The 13,122-nt window shown below is 66.9% G+C and carries 16 protein-coding genes; 6 read left to right on the top strand and 10 right to left on the bottom strand.

The window, feature by feature from the left end; translation table 11 throughout:
* Positions 1-186 precede the first annotated feature (186 nt).
* Both RBB84_RS20330 and RBB84_RS20325 read left to right on the top strand, forming a co-directional pair.
* A complete protein-coding gene (locus RBB84_RS20330) occupies positions 187-948 on the top strand; it encodes a CoA transferase subunit A (RefSeq protein WP_350246662.1) in 762 nt (253 codons plus the stop codon).
* Positions 949-951: 3 nt separating this feature from the next.
* Positions 952-1,605 (top strand): CoA transferase subunit B, encoded by a 654-nt coding sequence (locus RBB84_RS20325; protein ID WP_024102429.1) that lies wholly within the window; start codon positions 952-954, stop codon positions 1,603-1,605.
* Here RBB84_RS20325 and RBB84_RS20320 read toward each other — a convergent pair.
* Positions 1,592-2,128, bottom strand: a complete 537-nt coding sequence (locus RBB84_RS20320; RefSeq protein WP_024102428.1) for a DUF1992 domain-containing protein — start codon at positions 2,126-2,128, stop codon at positions 1,592-1,594. The genes RBB84_RS20325 and RBB84_RS20320 overlap by 14 nt on opposite strands.
* A 138-nt stretch (positions 2,129-2,266) precedes the next feature.
* On the opposite strand from RBB84_RS20320, the gene RBB84_RS20315 reads away from it, so the two are divergent.
* The 4 genes from RBB84_RS20315 to dmpG all read left to right on the top strand — a co-directional run bounded on the left by RBB84_RS20315 (position 2,267) and on the right by dmpG (position 5,940).
* Entirely contained in the window at positions 2,267-3,022 is a 756-nt protein-coding gene (locus RBB84_RS20315; RefSeq protein WP_033097576.1) for an IclR family transcriptional regulator, read from the top strand.
* A gap of 91 nt (positions 3,023-3,113) precedes the next feature.
* A complete protein-coding gene (locus RBB84_RS20310) occupies positions 3,114-3,959 on the top strand; it encodes a fumarylacetoacetate hydrolase family protein (protein WP_033097531.1) in 846 nt (281 codons plus the stop codon).
* Entirely contained in the window at positions 3,956-4,888 is a 933-nt protein-coding gene (locus RBB84_RS20305) for an acetaldehyde dehydrogenase (acetylating) (protein ID WP_350246659.1), read from the top strand. Before RBB84_RS20310 ends, RBB84_RS20305 begins: the two co-directional genes overlap by 4 nt.
* Positions 4,885-5,940, top strand: coding sequence for a 4-hydroxy-2-oxovalerate aldolase (gene dmpG / locus RBB84_RS20300; protein WP_252173415.1), 1,056 nt, complete (start codon positions 4,885-4,887; stop codon positions 5,938-5,940). Before RBB84_RS20305 ends, dmpG begins: the two co-directional genes overlap by 4 nt.
* 19 nt (positions 5,941-5,959) lie before the next feature.
* On the opposite strand, the gene RBB84_RS20295 is transcribed toward dmpG, so the two are convergent.
* The 9 genes from RBB84_RS20295 to RBB84_RS20255 all read right to left on the bottom strand — a co-directional run bounded on the left by RBB84_RS20295 (position 5,960) and on the right by RBB84_RS20255 (position 13,028).
* A complete protein-coding gene (locus RBB84_RS20295) occupies positions 5,960-6,247 on the bottom strand; it encodes a GNAT family N-acetyltransferase (protein WP_350246657.1) in 288 nt (95 codons plus the stop codon).
* Between the two features lie 111 nt (positions 6,248-6,358).
* Entirely contained in the window at positions 6,359-6,835 is a 477-nt protein-coding gene (gene bfr, locus RBB84_RS20290; RefSeq protein WP_016693088.1) for a bacterioferritin, read from the bottom strand.
* A 48-nt stretch (positions 6,836-6,883) separates the two neighbouring features.
* Positions 6,884-7,081 carry a (2Fe-2S)-binding protein gene (locus tag RBB84_RS20285; RefSeq protein ID WP_019290600.1) on the bottom strand — a complete coding sequence of 66 codons (198 nt, stop codon included), beginning with the start codon at positions 7,079-7,081 and terminating at the stop codon, positions 6,884-6,886.
* A gap of 151 nt (positions 7,082-7,232) precedes the next feature.
* Complete coding sequence (locus RBB84_RS20280; RefSeq protein WP_016693090.1) at positions 7,233-7,982, bottom strand: AIM24 family protein; 750 nt, start codon at positions 7,980-7,982, stop codon at positions 7,233-7,235.
* Entirely contained in the window at positions 7,979-8,683 is a 705-nt protein-coding gene (locus RBB84_RS20275; protein WP_019290601.1) for an AIM24 family protein, read from the bottom strand. The genes RBB84_RS20280 and RBB84_RS20275 overlap by 4 nt, the downstream gene beginning before the upstream one ends.
* Before the next feature lie 6 nt (positions 8,684-8,689).
* Positions 8,690-9,310, bottom strand: coding sequence for an AIM24 family protein (locus tag RBB84_RS20270; protein WP_033097527.1), 621 nt, complete (start codon positions 9,308-9,310; stop codon positions 8,690-8,692).
* Between the two features lie 83 nt (positions 9,311-9,393).
* A complete protein-coding gene (locus RBB84_RS20265; RefSeq protein WP_019290603.1) occupies positions 9,394-10,551 on the bottom strand; it encodes an acyl-CoA dehydrogenase family protein in 1,158 nt (385 codons plus the stop codon).
* Positions 10,552-10,593: 42 nt separating this feature from the next.
* Positions 10,594-11,787, bottom strand: coding sequence for an acyl-CoA dehydrogenase family protein (locus RBB84_RS20260; protein ID WP_024102420.1), 1,194 nt, complete (start codon positions 11,785-11,787; stop codon positions 10,594-10,596).
* Positions 11,784-13,028: a CoA transferase gene (locus tag RBB84_RS20255; RefSeq protein WP_193902826.1), complete on the bottom strand. Its 1,245-nt coding sequence runs from the start codon at positions 13,026-13,028 to the stop codon at positions 11,784-11,786. Before RBB84_RS20255 ends, RBB84_RS20260 begins: the two co-directional genes overlap by 4 nt.
* Between the last annotated feature and the right edge of the window lie 94 nt (positions 13,029-13,122).

Here is a 13,122-nt window from a genome sequence, read left to right as displayed (position 1 = left end):
CACTCAGTGAACGCATATAGCGTCTCTGTTCGATGAACGATCAATTTCAGAGAGATTCAGGCAGGTACTTGTGTTCGCCACCTGCAGACTCTTTAGTAGAAACCAAGCATGCGACTGCGTTCATCCAGTGGACGTGATTCGTCCAGCGGAGCCCGACGGCTCCCCCGGAAACCCGAGAGGTGAGAGTTGGCAACGAAAGTGTTCGAGACGGCGGCGGAGGCCGTCGCCGACATCCGTGACGGTGCGACGCTCGCGGTGGGCGGATTCGGACTGTGCGGTATCCCCGACATCCTGATCCAGGCCATCGCCGACGCCGGGGCCACCGACCTCGAGGTGTTCTCCAACAACTGCGGCGTCGACGGCCACGGTCTCGGAATCCTGCTGGGCAGCAAGCGCATCCGCCGGGTCACCGCGTCGTATGTCGGGGAGAACAAGGAATTCGCCCGGCAGTACCTCTCGGGTGAGCTCGAGGTCGAGCTGACCCCGCAGGGCACCCTCGCCGAGAAGCTCCGCACCGGTGGCGCAGGCATCCCCGCCTTCTTCACCCCCGCCGGCGTCGGCACCCCCATCTCACAGGGCGGACTGCCGTGGAAGTACCACGCCGACGGATCGGTCGCCGTGGCGTCGCCGGCGAAGGAGATCCGCGAGTTCCGCGGCAAGCGGTACGTGCTCGAGGAGTCCATCACCGCCGACTTCTCGCTCGTGCACGCCCTCAAAGGCGACACCGAGGGCAACCTCGTGTTCAACAAGGCCGCGATGAACTTCAACCCGCTCGCCGCGATGGCCGGCCGCGTGTGCATCGCCCAGGTCGAGGAACTCGTCGAGCCGGGCGAGATCGATCCGGGCGAGGTGCACCTGCCGGGAATCTTCGTGAACCGGCTCGTGCACACCGGTGTCCAGGACAAGCAGATCGAAAAGCGCACCGTCAGCGCCGCGAAGGGAGCGTAGAACATGACCACAGCTGTCGAGACACTCGGCTGGACGCGCACACAGATGGCCGCGCGCGCCGCGCAGGAACTCGCGCCGGGGGAGTACGTCAACCTCGGTATCGGCCTGCCGACCCTGATCCCCAACTACCTGCCCGAGGGTGTGCACGTCACCTTGCACAGTGAGAACGGCATCCTCGGCACCGGGCCGTACCCCACCGAGGACTCGGTCGATCCCGACCTGATCAACGCCGGCAAGGAGACCGTGACGGTCAACCCCGGCGCTGCCTTCTTCGACTCGGCGCTGAGCTTCGGCATGATCCGCGGCGGCCACATCGACACCGCCGTGCTCGGCGGCATGGAGGTCTCGGCCACCGGCGATCTGGCCAACTGGATGGTGCCCGGAAAGATGGTCAAGGGCATGGGCGGGGCGATGGACCTCGTCCACGGCGCCCGCACGGTCATCGTGCTCATGGAGCACACGGACAAGCAGGGCAACCCGAAAATCGTCTCGGAGTGCTCGCTGCCGCTCACCGGTGAGGGCGTGGTCCAGCGCATCATCACCAACCTCGCGGTGATCGACGTGGCCGCCGACGGCCTCGTCCTGACCGAGTGCGCCCCCGGCGTCACCGAGGAGCAGGTGCGCGCCGCGACCGGAGCACCGCTCACCCTTCCCTGACGACCGGCCGGTTCCGCCTGCGGAACCACCGGAAGATCCACCCCCTGCGCACGGCCCCGGCCTCGGACTCCGTTTCGAGCCGGGGTCGCGTCGAGTTCAGAGCCGTGCGGGCCTCCTCACGACGACGCGCCCGCTCGACGGTCCACACCTCCACCATCTCCTCGGCGTCGACCTTGTGGATCGGCACGGGCAGTCCGCTCGGGAACCGCAGGCAGTCGGCGATCCGCCGGTTGAGATCGGAGACGATCTCGCGCACCACCTTCTCGCTGGGAGCCGACCCGACCGTGCCGGGCAGCCGCTCGATCTCGCGCCGCAACTGCAATTCGGGCGGCAGCAGAGCCTCCGTTGAAAGACCTTCGCGCGCCAGATAACTCTTCACCCACCACAGCTCGTCGTCGCCGTGGTCGGGGATGGGTTTGCCGTAACCGGGCAGATCGTCGAAATCGCCCCGGTCCTGCGCCACGCGGATCTGCCGTTCGATCCACGTCTCGAACGTCAGATCCCACCGCTTGCGCTCGGTCACACATCCAGGATGCCAGGGGCGGGCACCGGGTCCGGGCGGCTGTGGGTCCCGACCGCCACACGGTGCTGGTGTCCTAACCTGAGCCACGTGGAAGGACAGCGCGAGTCGCCGGTGCATGCCCGCCCGCCGGGCGACGGGGTGGACACCAACACGGTGCTCGGCAAGGTCGTCACCGTGCTGTGGGCGTTCACCGCCGACGACCACGTCCTCACCCTCGCCGAACTGGGTCGACGCACCGGTCTGCCGAAGGGGACGCTGCACCGCGTCGTCGGCGACCTCGTCGCCGTCCGGTTGCTCGACAAGGACCCGGCCGGTTACCGCCTGAGCGGGCAGCTCTTCGAACTTGGCCTGCGCGCCTCCCTCGAGCGGGGCCTGGTCGAGGTCGCCATCCCGTTCATGGAGGACCTCTACGAGCGCACCCACGAGACCGTGCACCTCGGCGTCCCCGAGGGTGTCGAGGTCGTCTATGTCTCGAAGATCGGCGGACATCGCCCCGCGTCCACGCCGTCCCGGATCGGTGGGCGAATGCCCATGTACTGCACCGGGATCGGCAAGGCTCTTCTCGCGTTCTCCCCACCGGAGCTGCTGGCCGAGGTGGTCGAGGCCGGATTGGCGCGCAAGACTCCCCGCACCATCACGACCCCCGGGCGGCTCGGGGCGAATCTCGCGACCGTGCTCGAGCGCGGGGTGGCCTTCGAGTTCGAGGAGTCCGCGGTCGGCCTGGCCTGTGTCGCCGCCCCGATCCTCGACGCGGACGAGCGTCCCATCGCGGCGGTGAGCGTCACCGGTCCCGTCACCCGGTTCCGTCCGGAGAAGCACGAGGGAGCGGTGAAGGCCGCCGCCGCGGGTATCGCCGCCACCCACGCCCGCCGCGAGGCCATTCGCAACCTCTGAGCGCGCACGTTCCACTCACCGGAACGACCCCCTGTACGGGGGCGGACCTCGCCGCCACGATGGTCGTAATCCATCGAACGACGAGGACGTGATGACTACCAGCTCCAACACCACATCAGCGGCGGATCGCACCCGCATCGCCGGTGCGGCGGCCGACCGTCTCATCGAGGCCACACGCAGCTCCACACCGTGCGGTCCGGTCCGCGACCTGCTCGGGGAGACCGACATCGACCTGGCGTATGCGGTGCAGCAGCAGCTCACCGACCGCCGACTCGCCGAAGGTGCCCGCATCGTCGGACGCAAGATCGGCCTGACCTCCCCGGCGGTGCAGCAGCAGCTCGGTGTCGACCGCCCCGACTTCGGTGTCCTCTTCGAGGACATGGATGTCACCGCTCTCGACGAGGTGCCCAGTGAGCGCCTGCTGCAGCCGAAGGCCGAGGCCGAGATCGCCTTCGTCCTCTCCGCCGACCTCGACTCGGACGATCTCGATCTCGCGACCGTCCGCGCCGCCGTCGGCCACGCGGTTGCCGCTCTCGAGATCGTCGACAGCCGCGTCGCCGGCTGGGACATCAAGATCACGGATACGGTCGCGGACAACGCATCCAGCGGCCTGTACGTGCTCGGTTCGCAGACGCTCACCCTCGACGAGTTCGAGCCGATCGACGCCACCATGCGGATGTACGTCGACGACGAGCTCGTCTCCGAGGGCAACGGCGCAGCCTGCCTCGGCGATCCGCTGAACGCCCTGCTGTGGCTCGCGCGCACGGCACGCGAGTTCGGGCAGCCCCTGCGCGCAGGGCAGGTCGTGCTGTCGGGGGCACTCGGCCCGATGGTTCCGGCGCCGCCCGGCGTCACGGTCCGCGCCGAGATCTCCTCGCTCGGCACCGTCACCGCGCGTTTCTCTTCCGAAAGCTCCACCGCACAGGAGAACTCATGACCACCAAGGTTGCCGTCATCGGGTCGGGCAACATCGGCACCGACCTGCTCATCAAGATCAAGCGACTGGCCGACGCCGAACTCGAAACCGTCGCCCTCGTCGGCATCGACCCCGAATCCGACGGCCTCGCACGGGCGAAGCGCCTCGGCATCGACGCCATCTCGACCGGTGTCGAAGGACTCGTCGAGCACCCGCGCTTCGACGAGATCGAGATCGTCTTCGACGCAACCTCGGCGAAGGCCCACGAGTACAACGAGAAGGTCCTGCGCCCGCACGGGAAGATGCTCATCGACCTGACGCCGGCCGCGATCGGCCCGTACACGGTGCCGCCGGTGAACCTCACCGAGCACCTCGACGCCCCGAACGTCAATATGGTCACCTGCGGTGGTCAGGCCACCATCCCGATCGTCGCGGCCATCTCGCAGGTCACCAAGGTGCACTGGGCCGAGATCGTCGCCTCGATCTCCTCGAAGTCGGCCGGCCCCGGTACCCGCGCCAACATCGACGAGTTCACCGAGACCACCTCGCAGGCCATCGAGAAGATCGGTGGCGCCACGCGCGGCAAGGCGATCATCATCCTCAATCCGGCCGAGCCGCCGATGATCATGCGCGACACCGTGCTTGCTCTCGTCGGTGAGGACCGCAAGGACGAGATCGTCGCGTCCGTCGAGGCGATGGTCACGAAGGTCCAGGAATATGTGCCCGGTTACACCCTCAAGCAGGAGGTGCAGTTCACCGAGGTCACCGAGCCCATGGAGACGCTCACCGACCACACCGGCCCTCTGTGGAAGGTCGCAGTGTTCCTCGAGGTCAAGGGCGCAGCGCACTACCTGCCCGAGTACGCGGGCAATCTCGACATCATGACCTCCGCGGCGCTGCAGGTCGCACGCGCCGTGGCGGCACGCACTAAGGATCAGGTGACGGCATGACCGCGGCAACGACGACGACTCGCGAATTCGCAGGCGACGGAACGGCTCTGTACATCCAGGACGTGACCCTGCGCGACGGCATGCACGCCATCCGCCACCGCATCACGCCACAGGACGTCGCGAAGATCGCCGGTGCGCTCGACCGTGCTGGTGTGGATGCCATCGAGGTCTCCCACGGCGACGGTCTCGCCGGTCACTCGCTGACCTACGGTCCCGGCAGCAACACCGACTGGGAGTGGCTCGAAGCCGCTGCCGGAGCGATCAATTCGGCCACGCTCACCACGCTGCTCCTGCCCGGTATCGGAACCGTCCACGAGCTGAAGCGTGCCTACGAGATCGGCGTGCGGTCGGTGCGCATCGCGACGCACTGCACCGAGGCCGACGTCTCCGCGCAGCACATCGCCGCGGCGAAGGAACTGGGCATGGACGTGTCCGGCTTCCTGATGATGTCGCACATGGCCCCGTCCGAGGAGCTCGCCCGCCAGGCGAAGCTCATGGAGTCCTACGGCGCCGACTGTGTCTACGTCACCGACTCCGGCGGACGCCTCACGATGGACGGTGTTCGCGAGCGTGTGCGTGCCTACCGTGAGGTCCTGAACGAGACCACGCAGATCGGCATCCACGCGCACCAGAACCTGTCGCTGTCGGTCGCCAACTCCGTGTGTGCCGTCGAGGAAGGCGTCATCCGCGTCGACGCGTCGCTGGCCGGACACGGTGCCGGTGCCGGCAACTGCCCGATCGAGCCCTTCGTCGCCGTCGCCGACCTGCTCGGCTGGAAGCACTCGTGCGATCTGTTCGGGCTGCAGGACGCCGCCGACGATCTCGTGCGCCCGCTGCAGGACCGTCCGGTGCAGGTCGACCGCGAGACCCTCACCCTCGGCTACGCCGGCGTGTACTCGAGCTTCCTGCGTCACGCCGAGACCGCCGCGAGCATCTACGGTCTCGACACCCGCGACATCCTCGTCGAGATCGGCCGTCGCGGCCTCGTCGGTGGGCAGGAGGACATGATCACCGACGTCGCACTCGACCTGCGCAACCGCGCGGGGAACTGACCAGCGCCCGCGTGCATGTCTAGTCGGTCAGATCCCGGTAGTCCGGGTGCTTCTCGATGAACTTGTCGACGTACGAGCAGATCGCGACGATGCGCTTGCCGCGTTCGCGGACGTCGTCGAGGGCGAAACCGACGAGCTTGCCTCCGAGTCCCTGACCGGAGTAACCCTTGTCGATCTCGGTGTGGTCGAAGACGAGGCGGCCGTCGTCGTCGGGGTGGTACTGGGTGTATCCGACGACGGCGTCGTCCCGGACTTCGTACCTCTGTTTCTCGGCGTTGTGCACCACGGTTACGGACGAATCGCTCATGGTCTTCCTCTCACCGTCGACAAGCTGGTGTGTCCCACAGCCAAGCTGGTGTGTCCACAGCATAGAGAACGGGCCGCGGCGCAATGCCGCGGCCCGTTCTGCTGTGCCGGGTTATTCCGGCGGAGAGATGTGCTGGGCGAGGTACAGCGGTTCGCCGAGCTGCTCGATCAGATCGAGCTGGGTTTCGAGATAGTCGATGTGTTCTTCCTCGTCGGCGAGGATCTCCTCGAAGATGTTGGCCGAGGTGATGTCGCTGACCGAGCGCATGTACTCGGCTCCCTTCCGGAGCCGGTCGCGGGCCTCGATCTCCACCTGCAGGTCGGCCTCGAGCATCTCCTTGACGGTCTGACCCAGACGCAACGCCCCGAGGCGCTGGTAGTTGGGGAGTCCGTCGAGATAGAGGATCCGATCGGTGAGTCTCTCGGCGTGACGCATCTCGTCGAACGACTCGTCACGAGTGTGCTTCGCGAGTTTCGCCCATCCGCGGTTGTCCTGCATCTTCGAATGCAGGAAGTACTGATTGATCGCGGTGAGCTCGGCGGTGAGTTGTTCGTTGAGCAACTCGATGACCTTCTTGTCGCCCTTCATGGCACCTCCCGGGGTGAACCATCAGGTTTACCGCCGGGTAGGGGCTGGCTACACGGCGGTCTCGAGTTCGATGGTCTCATTCCGCTCGCGAGCCTGCCGGATGATCGCGGAGATGTTCCGGACGCAGCTGCCACAATCGGTGCCGGCGCGGCACTTGGCGCTCACCTCGCGGGTACAGCGTGCTCCCGCAGCCACCTCTGCCTCGATGTGGTGGTGGGTAAGAGCGTGGCAACTGCAGACGATCATCAGAGCCACCTTTCTGCGACTGAGGGAACACTCACTTAGGTTGTCCAAACCTTACATCGGCTTAGGCTAGCCTAGCTTGTGATCGTAGTCACAAGAAGAGGGGGTCGGATCCGTGTTATGCCCAGGTCCGTCCCAGGGTGTGATACTGCAGCTACTGCTGTTGCAAGTGTTGCGAGACCACCTGGTTGATCCGGTGCAGACCGGGCGAGGTGAGGCCTGGGATCTGGTTCTCGATCGTGCGCACCAGCGACGAATCGTCGAGGACCTTCTCGCTCGACTGGATCAGGACGGTGCCGGCACCGGTGAAATCGAACTGCCGTTCCTCACCGGACTGCACACCGAAACGCCGCGCCCCGGCCGAGACGAATCCGGTGATCCACGATTCGTCGTAGTGATGGCTGGGGGACGGACAGTCGGCCCACCCGACGAGCGCCTCCGGGTCGACCCGCAGCGGCGGCTCGGCGAACATCACCGGCCCGTTCGACGACGCGAGGAAACGGCCCGTACCGATGAGGGTGAGGAAACCCGGGACGATCGACTGGTTGAGCGACAGGCCCGGTTCGAAGGCCAGCAGATTGGCCTGCCGGATCGTGAGGTTGCCGTCGTCGAGGTCGTACGAGTTGATGTCGTATCCGCGGTCGCCGATGATCAGCTTCCCGAAGCCTTCGGCCACGACGTAGTCGCCGAGATAGAGCGGAGCGGAGAACTGCTGGGCCACCATGTGCAGCAGGTGTCCTTGCAGCCCGTGGGTGAGTGCCGAGAACTGCACCTGACCGTAGTACGCGATCATCGCGCCCTTCGACAGGAACCAGGGCGTCTGCAGGTCGATGCAGTAGGCGTAGGGGTTGCCCGGCACGTTGTCGCTGCCGCCGAAGCTCGACGGGTTCAGAACGGTACTCACAGCTTCTCCTCCGATGCCTGCACGTAGACGATGCCCTGTCCGCTGCATTCGAGTTGCATGGCCTCCCCACCGGTGCGACCGACGTTCCGCCAACTCATCGACGACTTCAGTTCGGTGCGGACCGGGCCGTAGGACGCCACGAACGCCTGCGGGTCGACGACCACGGGCGTCGGACCACCCACCTGAAGCTCGAACACGCCGCCGTGGGCGAGCAGCACCGCCGCGCCCTGGCCGATCAGCTGGGTGGTGAACATGCCGGTGCCGGTCATCGCTCCGGTGGCGGCGCCGCGCAGCGCCCCGAGCAAACCCCCGCCGCCACCGCCCCCACCGGAGGCGGCGGCCACCGAGACGACCGTGGACTGCAGACCGGTGGTGTGGGCGAGCAGGCGCGACGCTTCCGCCCGCAGCTCACCGCCCGCGGACATGTCGACGATGTGCGTCTCGAGACCGCGGAAGCCGTAGTGCACGACACCGTCGCCCTGCGCGAGCATCGTGGCCTCGTGCTCACCCTGCAGCATGCGTCCCGCCATACCGGCGAGACCACCGAGACCCGGAGCGCCCCCGACGCCACCGGGAACACCGTGGGGGGAGAACCGGACGTTGCCGGTGTAGAACAGCATCGCGCCGCGGCGGGCCACGACGGGACCGGACTGCCGCAGGTCGACGCGCACGACCTTGCCGTTGATCTTCGTGAAGCTCATCTGTTCCTACCGTTCCGCCGGCTGGATGGAGACCACGCCCACGCCGACCCACTCGAGGGAGAACGCCTCGCCGCTGCCCTGACCGATGGCCGAGCGCCACGACACGTCGGTGACGAACGACTGCGTGAGCTGCCCCTTCGCGCACACGAAGGCGTCGGGATCGACGACGAGGGGATACTGCGGCGACACCTCGAGATGGATGAGCGGGCCCCCGGCGGAGAGCAGCGCGACCTGCCCGGTCCCCGTCACCGTCGTGGTGAACAGACCCTGGCCGCTCATGCCGCCGCGCAGACCCGCGAACGTCACGTTCGTGTTCAGATTCCCGCTCAGCGCCAGCAGCTGCTCGGACTCGACCTGCAGCGTCTCGTTGTTCAGCTCCAGCACCGTGACGTCCTGCGCCTGGTGCGCGAAGTAGACGACGCCCGTGCCGCTGCACTCCATGAGCGAGAGCCCCTCACCCGTCGCGCGCTGCCGCAGCCCGGAGAGAACACCCTCGCCACCACCGAAACCGGCGGACTTGAAACCGACCTGGCCCTCGTACGCCACCATCGACCCCGACAGGGCCCGGACGGACGAATTGTTCAGGTGGGCTTCGATCACCCTCTTGGTCTTCACGACTAGCCGCATGGCGGGAAACGATAGTCGGAAACGACTTCGGTGGAGTGAACCCCCGGTAGCGGGGCCCACTCCACCGAAGAACTACAGAAGACCTACAGTCCCAGATCCTTGGCGATGATCGTCTTCATGACCTCGTTGGTGCCGCCGTAGATGCGGGTCACGCGGGTGTCGGCGTAGAGGCGGGCGATGGGGTACTCGGTGATGTAGCCGTAGCCGCCGTGCAGCTGCAGGCACTTGTCGATGATGCGGCCGGCGGCCTCCGTCGCGAACAGCTTCGCGCGGGCGGCGTCGGGCACCGTCAGTTCGTCGCGGTCGTTGAGCTCGATCGCGTTGTCGACCATGATCTGCATGGCCTGCAGTTCGGTCGAGCACTCGGCGAGCACGAACTTGGTGTTCTGGAAGGACGCGACCGGCTTGCCGAAGACCTTGCGGTCCTTGGTGTATGCGATGGCGTGCTGGATCGCCGCGGCCGCGGTGGCGGCAGCACCGAACGCGATGGTGAGACGCTCCTGCGCGAGGTTCTGCGTCAGGTACGAGAACGCCTCGCCCTCCTTGCCGAGCAGATCGGCGACCGGCACCTTCACGTCGTCGAACGACAGCTCGGCGGTGTCCGAGGTCTTGAGACCGATCTTGTGGAGCTTCCGTCCGACCGCGAAGCCCTCGCTCTTGGTGTCCACCACCAGGATCGACAGGCCACCGCGACGGTCCTCGGGGTTGTACGGCGAGGTGCGGCCCACGACGAGAATGCGGTCGGCGAGAGCACCGCCGGTGATGAACGTCTTCGCGCCGTTGAGGACGTAGTGGCTGCCGTCCTCCGAGAGCTTCGCGGTGGTCGCGATGTTGGCGAGGTCGGAACCGGTGCCCGGCTCGGTCATCGCGATGGCGAACATCAGCTCACCCGAGGCGAACCCGGGGAGCCAGCGCTGCTTCTGCTCCTCGGTGGCGTTCTGCATGATGTACGGCAGGATCAGGTTCGAGTGCACCGACGACGAACCGAACGACACACCGGCCGCCGACGCCTCCTCGGCGAGGATCACGTTGAACTTCAGCGACGTCTCGCCGCCTCCGCCGTACTCCTCGGGAACCTGGATGCCGAGGAGCCCGAGTTCGCCCATGCGGCTGTAGAACTCGCGCGGAGGATGGCCGGTCTCTTCCCACTCGGGGTAGACGGGCACGACCTCCTTCGCGATGAAGTCGCGGACGGTCTGCCGGAACGCCTCGTGATCCTCGTTGTACAGCGTGCGCTTCACGCGTTGTCCTTCCAGGGATGGATGTGATTGTGGGGGAGCACCTTACAGTGCGTAGCTGCGCAGCACGCCCTTGCTGATGATCGTCTTCTGGATCTCACTGGTACCCTCGCCGATGAGCAGGAAGGGAGCTTCGCGCATGAGGCGCTCGATCTCGTACTCCTTCGAGTAGCCGTAGCCGCCGTGGATGCGAAAGCCGGCCTGGGTGACCTCGGAGCAGTACTCGCTGGTGAGGTACTTGGCCATACCGGCGGCGACGTCGTTGCGCTCACCCGAGTCCTTCAGACGCGCGGCGTTGACCATCATCAGGTGGGCGGCCTCGACCTTGGTGGCCATCTCCGCGAGGGAGAACGAGATCGCCTGGTGCTGGGCGATGGGCTTGCCGAAGGTGGTGCGCTGCTGGGCGTAGCGGGCGGCGAGCTCGAAGGCGCGGATCGCGACACCGCACGCGCGGGCCGAGACGTTGACACGGCCGACCTCGACACCGTCCATCATCTGGAAGAAGCCCTTGCCGGGCTCCCCACCGAGGATCGAATCGGCCGAGGCCTTGTAGTTGTCGAAGACGAGCTCGGTGGTGTCGATGCCCTTGTACCCCATCTTGTCGATCTTGCCGGGGATGGTGACACCCGGGACGACCTCACCGAAGCCGGCAGGCTTCTCGACCAGGAAGGTGGTCAGGTTCTTGTGGGGCTTGTCGGAGCCTTCCTCGGTCTTGACCAGGACGGCGACGAGAGTGGAGCTACCACCGTTGGTCAGCCACATCTTCTGGCCGTTGATGACGTAGTTGCCGTCGGCGTCGCGCTTGGCCTTGGTTCGGATGGCGGCGACGTCGGAGCCGAGTTCGGGCTCGGACATCGAGAACGCGCCGCGGACCTCACCGGTGGCCATGCGGGGCAGGTAGTACTGCTTCTGCTCTTCGGTGCCGTGCTGGCGGATCATGTACGCGACGATGAAGTGCGTGTTGATGACGCCGGAGACGCTCATCCAGCCGCGGGCGAGTTCCTCGACGCACAGCGCGTAGGTCAGCAGCGACTCGCCGAGCCCGCCGTACTCCTCGGGGATCATCAGCCCGAACAGGCCCATCTCGCGCATCTGGTCGACGATGGCCTGCGGGTAGGTGTCCGAGTGCTCGAGTTCCTGAGCGTTCGGGATGATCTCGCGATCGACGAAGGCGCGGACCGTGTCGAGGATCTCGGACTGGAATTCCGTCAGACCGAGGGTCTGGGCGAGGCGGGTCATGCGTGCTCTTTCTGGGAGATGCGGATGGTGCCGGATGCTGCGAGCGCGTCGATCTCGTCGTCGGTCAGCCCGAGATGTTCGGTGAGCACCTCGGCGGTGTCGTCGCCGTTGGCCGGCGCGGGGCGGACCTCGGGGTACCGGCCGTCGAAGGACATCGGGGTGCTCGGGGCGTGGTAGCTGCCGATGCGCGGCTGGTCGAGCTTGTGGAACATCGGGTTGTCGGTCACGCGCGGGTCGGCGGCGAGTTCGGCGAACGTGCGGTAGCGCTCGTGCAGGACCGAGGTGCCGCCCAGCGCCGTCTCGACCTCGTCGGCGGTGTGGCGCGAGAACCAGGCGCCGAACAGGCTGTTGAGCACGTGGCGGTGCTCGAACCGGGTGCCCTCGTCGCGGAAGTCGACGTCCAGGGCGGATTCGAGTGCGGCCACGGCCTCGGCGGTGCCGGTGAGCTCGGTGAGATCGCGGAAGTGGCGCGGCGTGAGCGCGACGAGCATGAAGCGTGCGCCGTCGCTGGTGGCGAAGTCGGCGCCGTAGGTGCCGTAGACGGAGTTGCCGACCTTCTCCCGGACGGGGCGGCCGAGCTGGGCCTCGGCGATGTAGCCGAGATTGCCGACGGTCGCGAACGCGACGTCCTCGAGCGGGAGAACGACTCTCGTTCCGGCGCCGGTGATCTCGCGACGGTAGACGGCCGAGGCAACCGACAGGGCCGCGTACAGGCCGCACGAGACGTCCCAGGCGGGCAGCACGTGGTTGACCGGAGTCGAGACGTTCTCGGCACCGGTGACCTGCGGGAAACCGGCGGCGGCGTTGACGGTGTAGTCGACGGCGCCGGTGCCGTCGGCGCGACCGAGGACCTGCACGTGGATCAGGTCGGGGCGGATCGCGGCGAGTTCGTCGTAGTCGAGCCACGAGCGACCGGCGGCGTTGGTGACCAGCACGCCGGCATCGATGATCAGGTCGCGGATCAGGTTCTGTGCCTCCGGGCTACGGAAATCCGCTGCGAGCGATCGCTTGCCCTTGTTCAGGCCGGCCCAGTAGATCGACTCGTTGCCGTCGGTGACCGGCCAGCGGCGGTAGTCGGCAGCGCCGCCGATCGGGTCGACCCGGATCACGTCGGCGCCGAGCGCGGCCAGGGTCATGCCGCACAGGGGTGCGGCCACGAAGCTGGACACCTCGACCACGCGCACTCCCGCGAGGGGTGCAGTGGACGAGGGCAGCTCGTCGGTGGAAGCGGTGGAGTTCATGCTGGGCTCGCTCGTCCTCGTCGCAGATTGTTTCGGGCACAGTCAGCATGCCCAGGTTTTGCCGCCCGGAACAGCACCGATCGGCTATCGCTCG

It is taken from the genome of Rhodococcus sp. D-6, assembly GCF_040256695.1.
GTDB classification, from domain to species: domain Bacteria; phylum Actinomycetota; class Actinomycetes; order Mycobacteriales; family Mycobacteriaceae; genus Rhodococcus; species Rhodococcus pyridinivorans.
Note: the sequence above shows the minus strand (reverse complement) of the source record. Positions and strands in the feature narration are given on the sequence as shown.

What these genes read in the sequence shown, in the direction of transcription:
- RBB84_RS20325 (WP_024102429.1), top strand. Translation starts at nt 952, where the DNA reads ATGACCACAGCTGTCGAGACACTCGGCTGGACGCGCACACAGATGGCC.
- RBB84_RS20310 (WP_033097531.1), top strand. Translation starts at nt 3,114, where the DNA reads ATGACTACCAGCTCCAACACCACATCAGCGGCGGATCGCACCCGCATC.
- RBB84_RS20305 (WP_350246659.1), top strand. Translation starts at nt 3,956, where the DNA reads ATGACCACCAAGGTTGCCGTCATCGGGTCGGGCAACATCGGCACCGAC.
- dmpG (WP_252173415.1), top strand. Translation starts at nt 4,885, where the DNA reads ATGACCGCGGCAACGACGACGACTCGCGAATTCGCAGGCGACGGAACG.
- RBB84_RS20295 (WP_350246657.1), bottom strand. Translation starts at nt 6,247, where the DNA reads ATGAGCGATTCGTCCGTAACCGTGGTGCACAACGCCGAGAAACAGAGG.
- bfr (WP_016693088.1), bottom strand. Translation starts at nt 6,835, where the DNA reads ATGAAGGGCGACAAGAAGGTCATCGAGTTGCTCAACGAACAACTCACC.
- RBB84_RS20285 (WP_019290600.1), bottom strand. Translation starts at nt 7,081, where the DNA reads ATGATCGTCTGCAGTTGCCACGCTCTTACCCACCACCACATCGAGGCA.
- RBB84_RS20275 (WP_019290601.1), bottom strand. Translation starts at nt 8,683, where the DNA reads ATGAGCTTCACGAAGATCAACGGCAAGGTCGTGCGCGTCGACCTGCGG.
- RBB84_RS20270 (WP_033097527.1), bottom strand. Translation starts at nt 9,310, where the DNA reads ATGCGGCTAGTCGTGAAGACCAAGAGGGTGATCGAAGCCCACCTGAAC.
- RBB84_RS20260 (WP_024102420.1), bottom strand. Translation starts at nt 11,787, where the DNA reads ATGACCCGCCTCGCCCAGACCCTCGGTCTGACGGAATTCCAGTCCGAG.
- RBB84_RS20255 (WP_193902826.1), bottom strand. Translation starts at nt 13,028, where the DNA reads ATGAACTCCACCGCTTCCACCGACGAGCTGCCCTCGTCCACTGCACCC.